We start from the raw sequence: 17,875 nt of genomic DNA, 5'->3' as shown, positions 1-17,875 counted from the left end.
TGAGATGGTTCTGTTGCGCGAGAATGGCAAGCTGTGCTCTACAGCTTTGAACTCTAGGGCGGTCAGAGTTTTTTGAATAACGATGATTTCTCAAGAAAATAGTGATTCAAACTCACATATTTCTGCTGGCAGTCCACCACGGATGCCTTCGCTGGTCGCTTTGCGCTGTTTTGAAGCGGCAGCGCGGCTGGAGAGCTTCAGCCGCGCTGCCGATGAGCTGCACCTGACCCATGGAGCCATCAGCCGCGCGGTGCGCTCGGTGGAGGAAGAGTTGGGGGCGCAGTTGTTTGAGCGCCGCAATCGCCGTGTCTTTCTCAATGCTGCGGGGAGGCTTTTGTTCGAAGGGGTACATGCCGGCCTGGGCCAGATGGCACGTGCGGCCGAGGCGGTGCGGCAGCAGGTGGCAGGCAGGCCGCTGCTGCTGTCCTGCGAGCCCACGCTGCTGATGCGCTGGCTGATTCCGCGCTGGGGCGACTTCCAGGCGCGCTACCCGCAGCACACCGTGCATCTGGTAGCGGGCGGCGGTGCCGTGGAATGGGGGCGCGGCATCGATCTGGCCATTCGGCGCAACGACTTTGACTGGGGTCGCAATGTCCAAATGCAGCCCCTATGTGCAGAGCGCATGGGGCCGGTCTGCCGTCCTGACAGCCTGGCGCAGTTCTTTGCGTTGCAGCCCGATGGCGGTCTGGCGCTTCATGGCGACGCAACGCTGTTGCACAGCAAGACGCGTCCCAAGGCCTGGGAGGATTGGTGGAAAACCCGGCCAAATCGGTCTCCCACCCAGATCCGGCAGGCGCAAGCAGGCGGTGATCTGGTGCTTGAGCATTTCTACCTGAGCTTGCAGGCAGCAGCAGCGGGCCTGGGTGTAGCCATGGGCCCGCAACTGCTGGTGGAGGACGATATCGCCGCCGGTCGGCTGGTGGCTCCACTGGGCTTTGTGCCCGATGGCTCGCAATACTGCCTGCTGGCCGTACAGAGTTGGGGAGCGGGCTCGGTGCAGCAGCGTCTGGCCGACTGGATAGCGCAGCAGATGAAGAGTTGAGCGCAGACCGACGGGGCATAGGGTTCCGGGCCTGGGCATGCCCGCTTCTTGCCTGACAATGCGGTCTGTTGAAAGGCAATGGATACGCAATGAGCAACGACGCACAAACCACCGACTGGGCCGCCTGGAGCCGTGAGGCCGTTGAAATGGTGCAGGCCCGCAATGCACAGTGGCCCAAGGAATTTGGCTTGCAGGGCAGCCCCAGGTACCGCTGGGATCTCGACCGCGCCCTGCTGGCGCTGGAAGCTCCGCTGCATGAGGTGATTGCCACGGTCTGCCTGGTGGGAACCAGCAACGAGCAGGACGGCAGCTTCGTCTGGAGCTGGGCCAACGATGCCATTCCCAGGCAGCATGGCGAAGCGCTGGAAGTCGTGCATGAGTTCGGCCGACAGAACCAGCTGGCATTGCTGACCACGGCCCGGATTCCCGGCGGCCGCCCTGAGGCCATGGAGTGCCTGTGCATTGCCGCCCGCCTGCAGCGTGCCGTAGGTACCTTCATCGACCAGCAGGGCGATGTAACCCTGTACTTCACCTTGCTGCACCTGCAGTTGGCGGTCGAGCAGCAGCCGGCCAATTGAAAGCCGCTACAGGATTGTTGACAGAATGCGGGCGGGGCCGCCTATAGACTGGCACCCTCAAAAATCTGAAAAGGTCACCCCATGAAAACGATGTTTGCCTTGGCAGCAGCCATGTTTGTGCTGAGCGGCTGCGCTGTCTATGACAGCCGCGGCGGATACTACGACGATGGCTACAAAAAGCCTCACCCGCATGGCTGCCCGCCGGGCCAGGCCAAGAAAGGCAATTGCTGAAATTGCCAGCTCGGAAACCCGCCAAAGGCGGGTTTTTCTTTGCGATCTACAGCTCGTCCGGCTTGAGCCAGCCAATGCGGCCCTGACCGTTTTCATTGAGCGCGCTGACAAATTCGGCGGCGTCGGGCTCAGGCATCTGCAGCTTGAAGCTCACCAGACTGCCGTGTTCGACCTCCAGCAGCTCGGCACCCGCCGCATCGGCCATGCGCCGCACCAGGCCCTCCAGCGGATAGGGGGAGGTGCATTGCAGGGTCTGCATGCGCTGGATGGCGACTTTTTCAGCCTGCAGCAAGGCTTGAGCCACGGCATCGGTATAGGCGCGCACCAGTCCGCCTGCACCGAGCTTGACGCCACCAAAATAGCGCACCACGGTGGCCAGAACGCCTTCCAGATCCTGGTGGCGCAGCACGTCCAGCATGGGGCGACCGGCCGTGCCGCTGGGCTCGCCGTCATCCACGGCCGCCGATTGACCGCCGGCCAGCAAGGCCCAGCAGACATGGGCGGCCCCCGGGTGCTTGCGCCAGAGTGCGTCCACCACGGCCTGAGCGCTGGCCCTGTCCGTCATAGGCTGCACGCAGCCAATGAAGCGGCTTTTCTTGATGATCAGTTCACTGGAGACGGGAGCACGAAGAGTCTGAGGCATAGCTGCGGCAGCATAACCGCAAAGTCAGGGCAGGGCAGCCTGGGCCGAGGACAGCAGTTGTGACATATCCATGACATGACGACGTGGCTTGTGGGGATTGCTCGACAGTATGCTTAAGCCAATTCCTACAATTTCGGGGAGCCTCGAGCCTTAAGCTTTGGGCAAAGGAGGCCGTCATGAACAATCCGCATCCACAGTCCCTGAGCGAACATACTTTTGGCCGCGAACACTTCACGCCGCCTCCGCTGGCGCAGGAGCTGGCAGAGCCCCAGGGTTTGCAGGCTGCGGCGCCCGAAGATGAATGGGAGTTGCTGCAGCGCATACGCAATGTGGGCGAATGGTAGGCCCTGGCTGCATTTTCTGTCTAAAGCCAGACCGGTTGCTCCTGAAAGGGAGAGCCGGTTTTTCCTGTCCGCGGCCGCGCTGCAGCGGCGAAAATTGCAGCCCATGACTGCTTGCTCTGCGCCGTTTCCCGATTCCTCGCACTGGATGCTGCTGCCGGCTGCCGCCCAGGCCGCGCAGCTACCCGTGGCCCTGGCCGATGTGACGGCCATGATGGAAAGAGTGGGGCGCAGCAGCAGCGACGCCGTGGCCGAGCAGATCCTGCAACTGCTGGGGCGCCATGTGCCGCTGGCCCAGTGCACGATCTTCTCCTTCCAGGGCATGGCCAGGCCTCGTGTGGTTGGCATGGGCGACCGGGCGCGCACGGGGGCGCTGCCCATGATCTCCCAGGATTACAGCGAGCGCTTCTATCCGCTCGATGGTTCACAGCGCGTGATGCGGGCCGAGCTGGCGCGCCTTGCCAGGGACCCGCATGCCAGGCCGCGCGTCTGGCTTCATCGCCAGGGGCCGCACGATGTGCAGCACCCCGAGTACCGCCATGTCTGCTATGAGCTGCCGCGCATTGCCGAGCGGCTGTCGCTGCTGATGCTGCAGGAAAACGCGCGCTGGCTTTCCGTGAACCTGTATCGAGGCGAGGAGCATGGCTGCTTCGACGCCGCAGCCATTGCCCGGATCGAGTCCTTTGCGCCCCTGGTCATGCAGGCCATGCGTCTGCATTACGCGGGGCAGACGCTGCAGGACGACCTGGTCGGGCTGGTGCTGGCGCGTCTGGCGCGGCGCTTCGAGCAACTGACGCCGCGCGATCTCGATGTGGTGCGCGCACTGGCCCAGGGCCTGGATGCCGATGCGCTGGCGCAGCGCCTGGGCATTACCGTCAGCAGCGCACGTACCTATGTCAAACGCGTCTGCGCCAAGCTGGGCGTGCAGGGGCAGCGCGAGCTGTTTGCGCTGCTGATGGAGCCTGCTGAAGCCGTCGATGGTCAACTTTGATAGCTGCTTGCGGTTGCCCTGTAAAGCCTGGAGGCTGATTCGACTTGAATATCGGTTGCTGGTCGGTATTGTCTCCATCTGGTGACATCGGCCACGAGCTGCTTTTCTACACTGCATCTCAAGCCAGACCGCAAGGGGATGAAAGCGCACCGGCTTGACCACGACAGCGCCCCCAGGAGACAAGAACATGCATCAGCCATTTGCCGAGCCACGCCGCTCCATCTACTACCAGTACCAGGTTCATCAGCCCTGGCTTGCTTCCCGGCATCCGGGCGAGCAAAACCACCCCATCGTTATCGTCGGCACCGGCCCCGTGGGCCTGACCACGGCGCTGGAGATTGCCCGCCACGGCCAGCGTTGCGTGGTGCTCGAATCCGAATTGCAGGTCTCCGAAGGCAGCCGTGCCATCGTGTTCACGCGCCGCTCCATGGAAATCCTGCAGCAGGTGGGCGTGGCCCAGCGCGTGACGGAGACCGGACTGCCCTGGTGCTACGGCAACAGCATTTACCGCGGCCAGCGCGTGTTTCGCATGGAGAACGCGCGGGCCGACGACGACCGCTTCTTTCCCATGATCAATCTGCAGCAGCAGTACCTGGAGGAATACCTGGTCGATGCAGTGCAGGCCAACCCGCTGATCGAGCTGCGCTGGGGCAATCGCGTGAACAAGGTCGAGCAAAAGGGCGAGCAGGTTTGGGTGGAGGTGGATACCCCTGAAGGCAGCTACGAGCTGCGGGCCGACTGGCTGGTGGCCTGCGACGGCGCGCGCTCGGGGATTCGCACCGCCATGAATCTGCTGATGGAAGGTGCCTCCTACGAAGGCCGCTTCGTGATTGCCGACATCCGTATCGACCTGCCCCTGCCCACCGAGCGTCTCGCGTTCTTCGATCCCACATGGAACCCGGGCAACACCATTCTCATGCACCGCGAGCCGCATGGCATCTGGCGCGTGGACTACCAGCTGCCGGCCGGCGAAGACCCCGAGGATGCGCTCAGGCCCGAGTCGCTGAAGGCGCGCATCGATGCGCAGCTGGAGATGATCGGCTTTGGCGGCATACCCTGGGAGATGGACTGGAGCTCCGTCTACTCGGCCCGCGCGCTGACCCTGCCCGAGTATGTGCATGGCCGTGTGATCTTTGCGGGCGATGCAGCCCATATGCTGCCCATCTTCGGCGTGCGCGGCGCCAACACCGGTTTTCAGGACGCTCAGGGCCTGGGCTGGCGTCTGGCACTCGTCGCCAAGGGCGCGGCCAGCGCAGCGCTGCTGCAAAGCTATAGCAGCGAGCGCGTGGGCGCGGCCCGCGAGATTGTGGAGGAAGCCGGCAAGAGCACGCGTTTCATGGCACCGCCCAGCAGGGGCTTCAGGCTGCTGCGCGACGCCGTGCTGTCCCTGTCGCTGAGCCAGCCCTTTGTCGGCCCGCTCTACCACTGGCGCACCTCGCGCCCGCATGAGTACGGCAACTCGCCGCTCAACAGCATGGGCGACGACAATCTGCTGTTCAAGGCCGGCCCCGGCCATGGGGCGCCGCCTCTCAACGTACGCTTTGCGCCGGACAGCTATCTGCTCGACCATTTGGGCGGCGGCTTCGATCTGCTGTATTTCACGAGCGGCAAGGCGATTCCTGCCGAACTGCAGGCGGTCGTGGCCGGGGTCAGAGCTCGCAGCATTGCTGTGCGCCTGATCGCCGTCAGCGGCCACGCTGCAAGCGCTATCGAAGGTGCCGATCTGGTACTTGATGACAGCGAAGGCCGCTGCCGCGCCCGCTATGGCGTGATGGCCGATGGCGCTGCCTATCTGCTGCGCCCCGATCAGCATGTCTGTGCGCGATGGATGGCACTGGACGCCAATCGTCTGCAAGCCGCATTCAAAGCAGCCTTGCCTGCCTGAGGAGAGATTCAAATGACGCAAACCCCTCTTGATATCGCCGGTCTGGAGACCGTGTACGACCAGCTGGCTGGCGCCATTGACGCCGTGGGCGCTGAAAAGTCCGAGCTGCTGCTGGTCAAGCTGGCGCTGCTGGCCGCCAACCAGCTCGGCGATGCCCGCCAGTTCGGCGAAATGATTGCGGCGGCCCGGCAAGATCTTTGATCAGCAGGCCTGTCCGTGGCCGTCACCCCGGCCCGCCCGGACCTGGTTCTGGCGGGTTTTCTGCGTGCCGATTTCCGGATTTCATAGCGGATAATCTATGCCTGCCAATAGTTTGAGATGGCTTTTCCATAAGTCGATATGGCTTGATATCCGACAAGGCCGCGCCACCGAATCGAGGCAGACTGGAGCCATTGCCACTGTAGGAGGATTGGCCCATGAGATTGCATCCCAGCACCTTGCTGCTATCTGCAGCCCTGAGCCTGAGTGGATTGAGTGCGGCTCCGGCACTGGCCAAGTCGGCTGCCGAATGGCTGGCCTTGACAGGTGCCGTGCAGATCGGCTTGAGTCAGGCCGTCGAAAAAGCCCAGGCCGTTGCTCCCGGAAAAGCGATCGATGTCGAGCTGGAAGAGGGCAAGAAAGGCGCTGCGCCTTATTACTCCGTCACCCTGATCTCCCCCGTGAATGAGGAGATCAAGCTGCGCGTTAATGCCAGCACGGGCGATGCAGCGGTGGAAGAGAACAAGGGCCGGGCCGAGGGAAAGCATGCCAAGCGTCTGGCCGACGCCCGGATCACGCTGGTGCAGGCCGTCGATGCCGCTATTGCCGCCTTGCCCGGCAAGCCGCTGGAGGCACAGCTGGATTCGGACTGGGGCAAGACCAGCTACAAGGTCAAGATGCTGCGCGCCGATCAGACGGTCATGAAGCTCAGGCTTGATCCTGCCACCGGCGCTGTGACGAGGCAGGAAAAGGACTGAGTCGGCGCGTTGTCTGGATTCTGGTGCTATGAAGAAGTGAGTATCTAGCGCTTGCATGTCAATGATCTACGGTGCTTTATGCATCAAGTTTCAATGAAGGCAAGCGCTGGACGCTATGAAGTTCAGAGTTCAACCCTGTTTCTGCAAGACCTTGCTCGTGCAAGGCTGAGGGCGGAAAAGTACACTGACGGGTTGTTTCTCCGAATAGGCCATGAGGCCATATAAAGCCCATCCACATGAACGCCCCGGTTGATGTTTCCTTTTTCCACCGCGATGCCAAGCCGCTGACCAGCTACAAGCCGTACTGGGCCAAGCGCTTCGGCCCGGCGCCGTTTCTGCCCATGAGCCGTGCGGAGATGGATCAGCTCGGCTGGGACAGCTGCGACATCATTCTGGTCACGGGCGACGCCTATGTGGATCACCCCAGCTTCGGCATGGCAGTCATCGGCCGGGTACTGGAAGCACAAGGCTTTCGCGTGGGCATCATCGCCCAGCCCGACTGGACCAGTGCCGAGGCCTTCAAGGCCCTGGGCAAGCCCAATCTGTTCTGGGGCGTGACGGCCGGCAACATGGACTCGATGATCAACCGTTACACGGCTGATCGCAAGATCCGCAGCGACGATGCCTATACCCCCGGCGATGTGGCCGGCAAGCGCCCCGATCGTGCGGCCATCGTCTACTGCCAGCGCTGCCGCGAGGCCTACAAGGATGTGCCGATCGTGCTGGGCGGCATCGAAGGCTCGCTGCGTCGCATTGCCCACTACGACTACTGGAGCGACAAGGTGCGTCGCTCCATCGTGGTGGACAGCAAGTGCGACATCCTGCTCTACGGCAATGCCGAACGTGCCCTGGTCGAAGTGGCCCACCGCATCGCGGCGCGCGAGCCGGTGGAGAAGATCACCGATGTGCGCGGCACTTCGTTCTTTCGCCGTGCTTCGGAGGAGGGCTGGTTCGAGGTCGATTCCACCACGGTGGACGAGCCCGGCGAGGTCGAGCCCCACATCAACCCCTATATGACGACCAGCGAGCAGGCCGAGGCCCAGGGCCAGAGTTGCTCCAAGGAAGATGCTGCGAAATCAGGCGCCGACAGCACAGCGGCGGCCTGTGGCGGCGGTGCAAATGATGCCAAATCCATGGCATCGGTGCAGCCGATTGCGGCCCAGCCTATCCAGTTCGTGCCCAACCTCTCGCTGCGCAGCAAGTCCAGGTTGCCTGCGCGCGAGCGCACCGTGCTGCGCCTGCCCAGCTACGAAGAAGTCAAGAGCGATCCGATTCTCTATGCCCACGCCAATCGCGTGCTGCACCTGGAAACCAACCCCGGCAATGCCCGTGCTCTGGTGCAGGCTCACGGCGAGGGGACCACAGCCCGCGATGTGTGGATGAATCCGCCGCCCATTCCTCTCACAACGGCCGAGATGGACTGGGTCTTCGGCCTGCCGTACGCGCGCAGCCCGCACCCTGCCTATGCCGACGAAAGCGGCAGCCATGAGGGCGCCACCAAGATTCCTGCCTGGGAGATGATTCGCACCTCGGTGAACATCATGCGCGGCTGTTTCGGCGGCTGCACCTTCTGCTCCATCACCGAGCACGAAGGCCGCATCATCCAGAGTCGTTCCGAAGATTCCATCATCCAGGAGCTCGAAGAGATCCGCGACAAGGTCAAGGGCTTTACCGGCACCATCTCCGACCTGGGCGGACCCACGGCCAATATGTACCGCCTGGGCTGCAAGAGTCCGCAGATCGAAGCGGCCTGCCGCAAGCCCAGCTGTGTCTTCCCCGGCATCTGCCAGAACCTGCACACCGACCATGGGCCGCTGATCAAGATCTACCGCCGCGCGCGCAAGCTGCCAGGCATCAAGAAGATTCTGATCGGCTCCGGCCTGCGCTACGACCTGGCCGTCAAGTCGCCCGAGTATGTCAAGGAGCTGGTCCAGCACCATGTGGGCGGCTATCTCAAGATCGCCCCGGAGCATACCGAGCAAGGCCCGCTGACCAAGATGATGAAGCCGGGCATCGGCAGCTATGACAAGTTCAAGCAGCTGTTCGAGAAGTTCAGCGAGGAAGCCGGCAAGAAGCAGTTCCTGATTCCCTACTTCATTGCCGCCCACCCTGGCACCAGTGATGAAGACATGATGAATCTGGCCATCTGGCTCAAGAAGAACGGCTTCCGTGCCGACCAGGTGCAGACCTTCTACCCGAGCCCCATGGCCACGGCTACCGCCATGTACCACAGCGGTCGCAACACGCTGACCAAGGTGCGCCGTCAGATGCGCGACGAGGGCGAGGAGCGCGTGGACATCGTGCGCGGTGAAAAGCGCCGTCGTCTGCACAAGGCTTTCCTGCGCTATCACGACCCGAACAACTGGCCACTGCTGCGCGAGGCGCTCAAGACCATGGGGCGTGCCGATCTGATCGGCAACGGCAAGCAGCATCTGATTCCGACCTTCCAGCCTCTGGTCGACGGCAGCTATCAGAGTGCCCGCAAGAAGAACAGTACCTCGTCCAAGAGTGGTGGCGGCATCGGCTACACCACCAACAAGGACGGCAAGGCCGTGGCCGTGCGACGCCGCAGCGAAGAGGCGAGTCTGGAGCCCAAGGGCGATGTGCGCTTTCGCAGCAGCCAGCCCCAGCCCGGCAAGATGCTGACCCAGCACACGGGTCTGCCGCCGCGTGCCGGTGTGACGGGCAAGGTCAGGCCTGGAGCCAGACCGGCCAAGTCTGCGGGCCAGGCTTCGCGCAAGCCGCGCTGATGGCAGCAGCCTGAGTGCAGCCTCAAAAGGAAACGACGCCTCAGGCGTCGTTTTTTGTTGCTGGCGTGCGCCGCTTTCAGCTGATTGCCAGTGCCCCGCACCACTGCGGCAGCTGGTTTTCCTGTGTGGAGGCAAAGTACTCGGTCGTCATGGGCTTGGGACGGGCGATGGCGTAGCCCTGCACGTAATCCACGCCCATGGTCATGAGTTCCTCAGCGATCTCGCGGCTCTCGACGAACTCGGCGATGGTCTTTTTGCCCAGGGTCTGGCCGATGCGATTGATCATCTCCACCATGGCGTGGTCTCCCTTGTCCTTGAGCATGTCGCGCACAAAGCCGCCGTCGATCTTGAGGTAGTCGACGGGCAACTGCTTCAGATAGGTCAGTGACGACATGCCGACGCCGAAGTCGTCCAGGGCAAAACGGCAACCCAGGGCGCGCAGCGACTGAATCAGCCGTGTGGCATTGCTGAGGTTGCCAATGGCGCTGGTTTCGGTGATTTCGAAACATAGCTTTTGCGGCGCAATTCCGTGCTGCTGCAACTGCTCCTTCACAAATTCCAGCAGGCCATCGTCGTCCAGGCTGGGACCGGAGAGATTGATGGCGCAGGTTTCCACCAGCTTGGCGTGTCCGGGTTGCTGCGCCAGTGTCTGCAGGGCCCTGGTGATCACCCAGCGGTCAAGCGATGGCATCAGGCCGTAGCGCTCGGCGGCGGGTATGAAATGTCCGGGGGCCAGGATCTGGCCGCTTTCGTCCCGCAGACGCAGCAGGACTTCGAAGTGCATGCCGCTGTGCCGGCTGTTCTTGCGGGCCTGCAGCGGTGCAATGCTCTGGGCATACAGGCAGAAGCGGTCTTCTTCCATTGCGGTACGAATGCGCGTGGCCCATTCCATCTCGCTGACATAGCGGCTGTAGATTCCATCCTCGGCCTTGTAGAAGAAGACCTTGTTGCGCCCGCGCTCCTTGGCCTGATAGCAGGCCATATCGACCATGCGCAGCAGATCGGAGGCATTGACCGCATCGCCCGGAACATGCACGGCACCGATGGAAAAACCGGTGCGCAATATCTTCTCTCCCCAGGTAGTCTGCAGTTGCTGGGCTGCCAGACGCAGCTTCTCGGCAATGCTCGCGACGTTGGAAGGAGGGCAGTTCTCCAGCAGCACGGCAAACTCGTCACCACCCATGCGCGCCAGACAATCGGTTTCGCGCAGATTGGCCTGCAACATCCGAGAGACTTCACACAGCACTTCATCACCGGCGGCATGGCCACTGGTTTCGTTGATGAGCTTGAACTGGTCCAGGTCGATGTAGAGCAGGGCGTAGGGCTTGACCTGGTGCAGACCCTGGGTCAGCATCTTTTGCAGCCTTCGCTCGAATTCCTCGCGATTTTCCAGCCCCGTCAGCGTGTCATGGCGTGCATTCCAGGAGATCTGGTCCATGTACTGCTGCTCGCGCGACACATCGCGCAGCACGAAGACGGCCCCCGATGCCTGGCCATCGCGCTGCATGGCGGAGCCCAGTACCTTGACCGGCACGATGCTGTGGTCGGTGCGGCGAACCCAGTGCGTCTGTTCGTCGCGCACGACGGTGGTCTCCTTGGCGTCATTGACAAGCTGCGCGAGCATGCCGTCGCTGGTGATGGAGGAGTCCATGGTGTAGAACTGCAGCACCTGCTTGATGGGCTTGTCCAGATAGCTTTGCTTTTGCAGACCCAGCAGACCTATGGCGGCGGGGTTGACATAGTTGACCATGCCCTTGGCATTGGTGGTGATGACCGCATCGCTGAGCGCCGCCAGCGTGGTCTCCGCGCGCTCTTTTTCGCTGTTGAGGCCGTCTTGAACCTGCTCTCGCAGCTGGATCAGGCGCCAGGTATTCCAGATCCATAGACCGACCAGCCCGATAGCCAGTGCACCGTTGAGTGCGAGCAGCAGCCAGACAATGTTGCGTGAGCTTTTTCCCAGGGAGTCGCTGAATGCCTTGGTTAATGCCGTCACGCCCTGGTTGATCAGGTCGATTTCGCGCTTCCAGGTGGCAATGTTTTCGCGGCTGATGTTGCCGACTTCGTATCCTTGTCGGATTTCCTGGGCCAATGTATCGAGCTGATTCAGATATTCGTCACCCATCTTCCAGTACGCCACGGGCTCCTGCACCCAGCTGAAGTAGCGGAATGTGCGCAGCAGCCAGATGAGGGAGCTGACATCGTCGGGGTGGTTCTGGCCTTGCTCTATACCTTTGCGGGCCAGGTCCAGGCGCAGAGGCTTGTCGTAGAGGGCAACACGTGCTTCGGCATCGCCACGCGGCACCTGCAAGGCCCGCTGATAGTGGGCGAAGTCGATCGGGTTGCCTTCATCCGCGTAGCGGGAAAGCGAGTAAATCGCATCTTTCTGGGCCTTGGACCACAGACTTTCTCCGTTGACAAAAGCTCGCACGGCGGAGAGCAGATAGAGGCTGCAACTGGCGCTGAGCATCAGGACCAGTGCCAGGAGCGCAAAAGCCCAGACGCGTTGCAGCAATTGTTGAGACTTCAGTGCGGGGCTCAAAGATGCCTTCATGACGCCTCATCCAGTAAATTGACTGTAAATGCATGATTCCGGGCATCGACAAGGCAGACTGGTATGAAACAGCCAGGAGGCAATGTGCCTGCTGACAATCAGAACACCGTCGCGATGCCCGCTCTCATGGCCTGACCTTTCACGGCATTGCGTAGGAGGTATGTCAGATCACACGCAATTTGTATTTATTGGTAATTTTTGGCCTGTAGAAGTGAGTCTGGCGTCGGACAACTTCCTCTGTCCTCCCAAGACAGAGCGGTGTTTTCTGTGAGAAAGTGGGTAACCAGTCTGGCAGATTCAGTGCAGGTCTACGCAGTGCACCTGCGGCTGCTCCAGCAAGCCGGCCCTGCGGTCGGCAAAGAAGCGCTCCAGGGTGACCTTGACGGTGCGAAACGCGATTTCTTCCCAGGGAATGTCTGCCTCGGCAAACAACTGGGCCTCCATGGTCTCGGGGCCGGGGTAGAACTGCGTGCTTCTGAGGCGGGCCAGATAGAAGAGATGGACCTGCCCAACCTGGGGCACGTTGATGAGACTGAACAGCCTGCCCAGCTCGATGTCGGCTCCGGCTTCCTCGTCGGTTTCGCGCTGGGCCCCGCGGCTGGTGGTTTCGGCCAGTTCCATAAAGCCTGCAGGCAGCGTCCATTTGCCGCGGCGCGGCTCGATATTGCGCTTGCACAGCAGCACGCGGCCGTCGTCCGTTACGGGCAGGGTGCCGACCACATTGAGCGGGTTTTCATAGTGGATGGTGTGGCAGGCTGGGCAAACGGCACGTTCGCGAGTATCCCCATCGTCAGGAACGCGGTAGGTGACTGCGGTGCCGCAATTGCGGCAGAACTTGATGGGGCTGCGAAAAATCATTCCGCAACTATAAGCAAATCAGGCCGCTAGCGCAGGTACAACATGTGCAAACAGCTATGAAAAAGGGAGTCACACCTTGATTGCGGCATGACTCCCCGAGTACCTGGCCGGCGCTAACTGCCTGTACGCCAAGGATTTTCAGGCGAGCTGGATCTTGATGGATTCAAGTCCGCTGACTGCGCCCTCCAGCACATCTCCCTTGACCACGGCGGCCACTCCCTCGGGGGTGCCGGTCATGATCAGATCGCCGGGCTGAAGCTCCCAGGCGCTGGAGAGATGCTCAATGGTTTCGGCGATATTCCAGATCAGCTTGTGGATGTGGCTGCGCTGGCGATAGTCGCCATTGACCTGCAGTGAAATCTCGGCGTTGACGATGTCTGCCGCCTGATCGGCCGGGGTGATGGGACCTATGGGGGCAGATTGCTCGAAAGCCTTGCCGATACACCAGGGGCGGCCTTGCTTCTTCATGTCGTTTTGCAGGTCGCGACGTGTCATGTCCAGACCCACGGCATAGCCGTAGATGTACTGCTGTGCATCGGCTGCCTTGATGTTCTTGCCGGCCTTGCCGATGGCAACGACCAGCTCGATCTCATGATGCAGATTCTGGGTCAGCGTGGGATAGGCCACAGTGGTGGTGCTGCCGGCTTCCACTGCCACGGTCGCGTCCGCAGGCTTCATGAAGAAGAACGGCGGTTCGCGGCCGGTAAAGCCCATTTCCTTGGCGTGATCCTCATAGTTGCGGCCCACGCAGTAGATGCGGTGAATGGGAAAGCGCTCGCCGCGGCCCACAACAGGCAGGCTGGCAACGGCAGGGGGATTGAACACGTAACTCATGAGGTCCTCGGCAGGAACAGGCGCTGAAATCAGCAATGGTTGATGTGGCAAGCAGTGTGCCACGATGCGGCAGCGCCGACGGCACGCCGCACGACGGCTTTTACGTATTCCGGACCTAGGGAAAATGCCAGCACGCGCGGCTCGCGCTATGCTGCTCGCATCATGAAGCTGCATACCTATTTCCGTTCTTCCGCCTCTTACCGTGTGCGCATTGCGCTGCAACTAAAGGGGCTTTCCTATGACTCCGTGCCTGTGCATCTGGTGCGCGGCGAGCAAAAGGCTGCGGCCTATGCCTCCCATGTGGGCGACGCTCTGGTGCCCGCAGTGGTGACGGATGAGGGGCACTGGCTCACACAGTCCATGGCCATCATCGAATATCTCGATGAGACCCATGCTCAAACACCATTGCTGCCCAGAGATGCTCTGGGCCGTGCCCATGTGCGTGCGTTGGCACAGATGGTGGCTTGCGAGATCCATCCGCTCAACAATCTGCGCGTGCTCAAGTACCTGGTGCACCAAATGGGGGTCAGCGACGAAGCCAAGAATGGCTGGTACGCGCACTGGGTGCGTTCGGGCCTCGAAGCCTTCGAGCGTCAGCTGGCGCTGCTGGATGCCGAACGCAAGGCCTCAGGTCTGTCGCCTTCGACGTTTTGCTGGGGCGACACCCCCACGCTGGCCGAATGCTGCCTCGTGCCGCAGATCTACAACGCCCAGCGCTTCAATGTGAATCTCGATGCGCTGCCGCGCCTGATGGGCGTGGTCGAGCGCTGCAACGCCTTGCCGGCTTTCCAGCAGGCCCATCCCTCGGCCTGTCCGGATGCAGAGTGAAGAGGGCGCCATGAGCGAGACCTATCGGCCGGGTCCACCGGAGCTGTGGCCCGACTCCTGGCTGGTCCCCGACTGGCCGGCTCTGCCCGGCGTGCATGCCATCTGCACCTCGCGCGAGGGCGGCGTCAGTCAGGCACCCTGGGGCAGCATGAACCTGGGCGACCACGTGAGCGACAACCCCGCTCACGTGCGCCGCAACCGCGAGCTGTTCAACGCGTTGCTGCAGGCCCGCACCCCCGGTGCCTGCACGGCGTTCCTGCAGCAGGTGCATGGCGTGGACGTGCTGACGCTGGATGCAGGCAATGTGATGGAGTCCAATGGTGCAGCCTTCGACGCCTGCGTGACCGGCGATGCAGGCGTGGTCTGCACCATCATGGTGGCGGACTGTCTGCCCGTGTTGCTGGCCCATGATTCGGGGCTGGTCGTGGGGGCGGCCCATGCTGGCTGGCGCGGTCTGGCCGGCATGCCGCCCGGCAGGCAGCAGTCCGAGGGGCCGTTGCCCGGCGGTGTGCTGGAGATGCTCTTCGAGTCCTTTTCCCGGAAAGTTCAGGCGCAGCAATCGCTTTCAGCGACCGACACGGAGCCATCCCGCATTGCCGCTCGCACCCAGGCCTGGCTGGGCCCGTGCATAGGCTCAGAGTCCTTCGAAGTGGGGGCCGAGGTGCGCGATATCTTCATGGCGCATGACGCAGATGCGGCACGGCACTTTGTGCCTGTACCGGGCAGCAGCACCAAATATCTGGCCGATCTGGCGCAACTGGCACGCCAGCGGCTTGCTGCATTGGGCATTGCTGCAGTCTTCGGTAACGATGGCAGCCTCCCCTGGTGCACAGTCAGCAATGCGTCACGTTTCTTCTCGCACCGGCGTGACGCCGTCCGTCTGGGTGGCAGCGGGCGGCTGGCTGCCAGCATCTGGCGCGACGCCTGAGCCGGGGCTGGGGGGCGCGTGTCCTGCAGCTAGTGCTTCCTGTTCCTGTCGGGCTTTGAGGCGGCGCTTTCTGGCCGGCGTGCCCAGTATGTAGAGCACGATGGAAAGCGGCAGCAGACCGTAGAGCACAAAGGTGAAAAATGCACCCAGCAGGGTGCCGCCGGGGCTGGCAGCCTCGGCGATCGTCATCATCACGACAACGTACATCCAGGCGATGGCGATAAGGTACATGGTGTTTCTGTAATGGGCCAGAAAGCATGCTGGCTCCGGGTTGTTTTGTGTCAAAACAGCTTCATAACGGCGAAATGAAGCTGCTTCTTGTCGGAACTGCCTGGCGCATAGGTGACAATGCCGCCGTGTGAGCCGTATTGCAGATTCCGCAAGCGTCCCTAGACCCTGAGATCGCCGGTCGCTTGCCTTGACTAGGATGTAAGCATGAATTTTGACCCGAGCTGGGGCCAGGCTGGCCAATCCATTCAACAATTCTGGCAGGAGCAGTGGAGCAAGAGCCTCCAGACGCTTCAGCAGATGCAGTCCGGTGCACCCATGGGGCTCAGCGCCATGCCGGGTCTGGGAGCAGCACCCAACCCTTGGGCCGGAGTCATGGACGCCATGCAATCGGCCATGCCCCAGATGGCAACGGGTCCGGCTCAAGCGGTTCAGTTCGATGCTGCCAAACTGCAGGGGTTGCAGCAGGAATACCTGCAGTCAGTGCAGTCGTTGGCAGATGGCAAGCAGATTCAGGCCCTGCTGTCCAGGGACAAGCGCTTTGCCAAGCCCGAGTGGAGCGCCAATCCCGTTGCATCGATGGCCGCGGCCAACTACCTGCTGGGCAGTCGCATGCTGACCGGCATGGCCGAAGCGGTGCAGGGCGATGAGAAAACACGCAATCGCGTGCGCTTTGCGGTCGAGCAATGGGTGGCAGCCATGGCGCCCAGCAATTTTCTGGCGCTGAACGCCGATGCGCTCAGCAAGGTTGTTGAAACCAAGGGCGAGAGCCTGGCTCAGGGCATTGCCAATCTGCTGGCCGACATGCGCCAGGGTCATGTCTCCATGACCGACGAAAGCCTGTTCACCGTTGGAAAGAACGTGGCGACCACCGAGGGCGCGGTGGTTTTCGAGAACGAACTGTTCCAGCTCATCGAATACAAGCCGCTGACTGCCAAGGTATTCGAGAAGCCTTTTCTGATGGTGCCGCCGTGCATCAACAAGTTCTACATTCTGGACTTGCAGCCGGACAACTCCGTCATTCGCTATGCCGTCAGCCAGGGGCATCGCACCTTTGTGGTCAGTTGGCGCAATCCCGACGAAAGCCAGGCTCACAAGAGCTGGGATGACTACATCGAAGATGGCGTACTCAAGGCAGTGAGCACGGTTCAGGATATCTGCGAGGCGCCGCAGATCAATGTGCTGGGTTTCTGCGTGGGCGGCACCATGCTATCCACTGCCATGGCAGTGCTGGCAGCACGCCATGCCCGCGAGCATGGACAGGCGCAAGCTGCCAAGCCCCGCAGCCGCGCTGCGGCTGCAAAGACAGGCAGCAAAACTGCTGCGGCCAAGGTGGAGGCCCATGTTTTTCCCGTCGCCAGCATGACGCTGCTGACCACATTGATCGACTTCCGCGACACAGGCATTCTGGACATCTTCATCGATGAAAACATGGTGCGTCTGCGCGAGATGCAAATGGGCAAAGGCGGGCTGATGAAGGGCCAGGACATGGCATCCACCTTCAGCTTTCTGCGCCCGAACGATCTGGTCTGGAACTATGTGGTGGGCAACTACCTCAAGGGCGAGACGCCGCCGCCATTCGATCTGCTTTACTGGAACAGCGACTCCACCAATCTGCCCGGCCCGTTCTACGCCTGGTATCTGCGCAATCTCTACCTCGAGAACAATCTGATCAAGCCCGGCGTGCTGACCGTGTGCGGCGAGAAGATCGACATGAGCCAGCTCAAGATGCCGGTCTATATCTACGGCTCGCGTGAGGACCACATCGTTCCTGTCGCGGCGGCCTATGCCTCGTCGCAGGTACTGGGCGGTGAGCGTCGTTTCGTGATGGGTGCCTCCGGCCATATCGCCGGCGTCATCAACCCGCCGGCAAAGAACAAGCGTAGCCATTGGCTGCGTGAGGATGGCGAATTTCCGGGTGCGTTCAACGATTGGCTGGCCGAGGCCACGGAGTATCCGGGCAGTTGGTGGACGGACTGGAGTGCCTGGCTGGGCAGCCATGCAGGCAAGCAGCTTGCGGCTCCCAAGAGCTATGGCCGTGCACGTGCCTATGAGGCCATCGAAGATGCACCGGGTCGCTACGTTCTGTCAAAAGCCTGAGCGAGGCCTGAGGCACAATCAGTTCCATATTGCGGTGCAGCAAGCAAGGCTTGCACCGTGATAGGAAGCGGCGGGTGGCACGATGAACAGGATGCGACCCGCACGCATGCATCACTTGTAAGAAACCTAGA

General features: G+C 61.8%; 17 protein-coding genes. 12 read left to right on the top strand and 5 right to left on the bottom strand.

Features of this window, described 5'->3' with window-relative positions; translation table 11 throughout:
• The first annotated feature begins 142 nt into the window (after positions 1–142).
• The 3 genes from F0P97_RS13855 (at position 143) to F0P97_RS13845 (ending at position 1,851) form a co-directional block, all read left to right on the top strand.
• On the top strand, positions 143–1,042 hold the full coding sequence (locus F0P97_RS13855) for a LysR substrate-binding domain-containing protein (RefSeq protein WP_182282853.1): 900 nt from the start codon (positions 143–145) through the stop codon (positions 1,040–1,042).
• Positions 1,043–1,131: 89 nt separating this feature from the next.
• Positions 1,132–1,620 carry a DUF6882 domain-containing protein gene (locus F0P97_RS13850; RefSeq protein ID WP_182282852.1) on the top strand — a complete coding sequence of 163 codons (489 nt, stop codon included), beginning with the start codon at positions 1,132–1,134 and terminating at the stop codon, positions 1,618–1,620.
• Positions 1,621–1,701: 81 nt separating this feature from the next.
• Entirely contained in the window at positions 1,702–1,851 is a 150-nt protein-coding gene (locus F0P97_RS13845) for a hypothetical protein (RefSeq protein WP_003064948.1), read from the top strand.
• A gap of 46 nt (positions 1,852–1,897) precedes the next feature.
• Here F0P97_RS13845 and F0P97_RS13840 read toward each other — a convergent pair whose 3' ends face one another.
• Positions 1,898–2,494 carry an IMPACT family protein gene (locus tag F0P97_RS13840; RefSeq protein ID WP_182282851.1) on the bottom strand — a complete coding sequence of 199 codons (597 nt, stop codon included), beginning with the start codon at positions 2,492–2,494 and terminating at the stop codon, positions 1,898–1,900.
• A 176-nt stretch (positions 2,495–2,670) separates the two neighbouring features.
• Between F0P97_RS13840 and F0P97_RS13835 the strand changes: the two genes are divergently transcribed.
• The 6 genes from F0P97_RS13835 to F0P97_RS13810 all read left to right on the top strand — a co-directional run bounded on the left by F0P97_RS13835 (position 2,671) and on the right by F0P97_RS13810 (position 9,417).
• Positions 2,671–2,838, top strand: a complete 168-nt coding sequence (locus F0P97_RS13835; RefSeq protein ID WP_182282850.1) for a hypothetical protein — start codon at positions 2,671–2,673, stop codon at positions 2,836–2,838.
• Between the two features lie 103 nt (positions 2,839–2,941).
• Positions 2,942–3,826 carry a helix-turn-helix transcriptional regulator gene (locus tag F0P97_RS13830; protein ID WP_182282849.1) on the top strand — a complete coding sequence of 295 codons (885 nt, stop codon included), beginning with the start codon at positions 2,942–2,944 and terminating at the stop codon, positions 3,824–3,826.
• Positions 3,827–4,013: 187 nt separating this feature from the next.
• Complete coding sequence (locus tag F0P97_RS13825; RefSeq protein ID WP_182282848.1) at positions 4,014–5,711, top strand: FAD-dependent monooxygenase; 1,698 nt, start codon at positions 4,014–4,016, stop codon at positions 5,709–5,711.
• 12 nt (positions 5,712–5,723) lie between these two features.
• Positions 5,724–5,912 (top strand): DUF2783 domain-containing protein, encoded by a 189-nt coding sequence (locus tag F0P97_RS13820; protein WP_182282847.1) that lies wholly within the window; start codon positions 5,724–5,726, stop codon positions 5,910–5,912.
• A 215-nt stretch (positions 5,913–6,127) separates the two neighbouring features.
• A complete protein-coding gene (locus tag F0P97_RS13815) occupies positions 6,128–6,667 on the top strand; it encodes a PepSY domain-containing protein (RefSeq protein WP_182282846.1) in 540 nt (179 codons plus the stop codon).
• Positions 6,668–6,903: 236 nt separating this feature from the next.
• Positions 6,904–9,417 (top strand): YgiQ family radical SAM protein, encoded by a 2,514-nt coding sequence (locus F0P97_RS13810; protein WP_182282845.1) that lies wholly within the window; start codon positions 6,904–6,906, stop codon positions 9,415–9,417.
• A gap of 76 nt (positions 9,418–9,493) precedes the next feature.
• Here the strand turns inward: F0P97_RS13810 and F0P97_RS13805 are convergent, their stop codons facing one another.
• The 3 genes from F0P97_RS13805 to F0P97_RS13795 form a co-directional block, all read right to left on the bottom strand.
• Positions 9,494–11,968, bottom strand: coding sequence for a putative bifunctional diguanylate cyclase/phosphodiesterase (locus F0P97_RS13805; RefSeq protein WP_182282844.1), 2,475 nt, complete (start codon positions 11,966–11,968; stop codon positions 9,494–9,496).
• 297 nt (positions 11,969–12,265) lie between these two features.
• Positions 12,266–12,826, bottom strand: a complete 561-nt coding sequence (locus F0P97_RS13800; protein ID WP_182282843.1) for an NUDIX hydrolase — start codon at positions 12,824–12,826, stop codon at positions 12,266–12,268.
• 138 nt (positions 12,827–12,964) lie between these two features.
• Positions 12,965–13,660 carry a fumarylacetoacetate hydrolase family protein gene (locus F0P97_RS13795; protein ID WP_182282842.1) on the bottom strand — a complete coding sequence of 232 codons (696 nt, stop codon included), beginning with the start codon at positions 13,658–13,660 and terminating at the stop codon, positions 12,965–12,967.
• Between the two features lie 162 nt (positions 13,661–13,822).
• On the opposite strand from F0P97_RS13795, the gene maiA reads away from it, so the two are divergent.
• Together maiA and F0P97_RS13785 are read left to right on the top strand one after the other, a co-directional pair.
• Positions 13,823–14,488 (top strand): maleylacetoacetate isomerase, encoded by a 666-nt coding sequence (maiA, locus tag F0P97_RS13790; protein ID WP_182287204.1) that lies wholly within the window; start codon positions 13,823–13,825, stop codon positions 14,486–14,488.
• Between the two features lie 10 nt (positions 14,489–14,498).
• Positions 14,499–15,416, top strand: a complete 918-nt coding sequence (locus F0P97_RS13785; RefSeq protein ID WP_182282841.1) for a polyphenol oxidase family protein — start codon at positions 14,499–14,501, stop codon at positions 15,414–15,416.
• Here F0P97_RS13785 and F0P97_RS13780 read toward each other — a convergent pair.
• The gene (locus tag F0P97_RS13780; protein WP_182282840.1) at positions 15,333–15,647 is read right to left on the bottom strand and encodes a hypothetical protein; all 315 of its coding nucleotides are present in this window, start codon (positions 15,645–15,647) and stop codon (positions 15,333–15,335) included. The genes F0P97_RS13785 and F0P97_RS13780 overlap by 84 nt on opposite strands.
• A gap of 204 nt (positions 15,648–15,851) precedes the next feature.
• On the opposite strand from F0P97_RS13780, the gene F0P97_RS13775 reads away from it, so the two are divergent.
• Positions 15,852–17,744: a PHA/PHB synthase family protein gene (locus tag F0P97_RS13775; RefSeq protein WP_182282839.1), complete on the top strand. Its 1,893-nt coding sequence runs from the start codon at positions 15,852–15,854 to the stop codon at positions 17,742–17,744.
• Positions 17,745–17,875 lie beyond the last annotated feature (131 nt).

This window comes from Comamonas testosteroni (assembly GCF_014076415.1).
Taxonomy (GTDB): Bacteria; Pseudomonadota; Gammaproteobacteria; order Burkholderiales; family Burkholderiaceae_C; genus Comamonas; species Comamonas testosteroni_F.
This window is presented reverse-complemented; position numbering and strand designations above follow the sequence as displayed.

What these genes read in the sequence shown, in the direction of transcription:
- F0P97_RS13855 (WP_182282853.1), top strand. Translation starts at nt 143, where the DNA reads ATGCCTTCGCTGGTCGCTTTGCGCTGTTTTGAAGCGGCAGCGCGGCTG.
- F0P97_RS13850 (WP_182282852.1), top strand. Translation starts at nt 1,132, where the DNA reads ATGAGCAACGACGCACAAACCACCGACTGGGCCGCCTGGAGCCGTGAG.
- F0P97_RS13845 (WP_003064948.1), top strand. Translation starts at nt 1,702, where the DNA reads ATGAAAACGATGTTTGCCTTGGCAGCAGCCATGTTTGTGCTGAGCGGC.
- F0P97_RS13840 (WP_182282851.1), bottom strand. Translation starts at nt 2,494, where the DNA reads ATGCCTCAGACTCTTCGTGCTCCCGTCTCCAGTGAACTGATCATCAAG.
- F0P97_RS13835 (WP_182282850.1), top strand. Translation starts at nt 2,671, where the DNA reads ATGAACAATCCGCATCCACAGTCCCTGAGCGAACATACTTTTGGCCGC.
- F0P97_RS13830 (WP_182282849.1), top strand. Translation starts at nt 2,942, where the DNA reads ATGACTGCTTGCTCTGCGCCGTTTCCCGATTCCTCGCACTGGATGCTG.
- F0P97_RS13825 (WP_182282848.1), top strand. Translation starts at nt 4,014, where the DNA reads ATGCATCAGCCATTTGCCGAGCCACGCCGCTCCATCTACTACCAGTAC.
- F0P97_RS13820 (WP_182282847.1), top strand. Translation starts at nt 5,724, where the DNA reads ATGACGCAAACCCCTCTTGATATCGCCGGTCTGGAGACCGTGTACGAC.
- F0P97_RS13815 (WP_182282846.1), top strand. Translation starts at nt 6,128, where the DNA reads ATGAGATTGCATCCCAGCACCTTGCTGCTATCTGCAGCCCTGAGCCTG.
- F0P97_RS13810 (WP_182282845.1), top strand. Translation starts at nt 6,904, where the DNA reads ATGAACGCCCCGGTTGATGTTTCCTTTTTCCACCGCGATGCCAAGCCG.
- F0P97_RS13805 (WP_182282844.1), bottom strand. Translation starts at nt 11,968, where the DNA reads ATGAAGGCATCTTTGAGCCCCGCACTGAAGTCTCAACAATTGCTGCAA.
- F0P97_RS13800 (WP_182282843.1), bottom strand. Translation starts at nt 12,826, where the DNA reads ATGATTTTTCGCAGCCCCATCAAGTTCTGCCGCAATTGCGGCACCGCA.
- F0P97_RS13795 (WP_182282842.1), bottom strand. Translation starts at nt 13,660, where the DNA reads ATGAGTTACGTGTTCAATCCCCCTGCCGTTGCCAGCCTGCCTGTTGTG.
- maiA (WP_182287204.1), top strand. Translation starts at nt 13,823, where the DNA reads ATGAAGCTGCATACCTATTTCCGTTCTTCCGCCTCTTACCGTGTGCGC.
- F0P97_RS13785 (WP_182282841.1), top strand. Translation starts at nt 14,499, where the DNA reads ATGAGCGAGACCTATCGGCCGGGTCCACCGGAGCTGTGGCCCGACTCC.
- F0P97_RS13780 (WP_182282840.1), bottom strand. Translation starts at nt 15,647, where the DNA reads ATGTACCTTATCGCCATCGCCTGGATGTACGTTGTCGTGATGATGACG.
- F0P97_RS13775 (WP_182282839.1), top strand. Translation starts at nt 15,852, where the DNA reads ATGAATTTTGACCCGAGCTGGGGCCAGGCTGGCCAATCCATTCAACAA.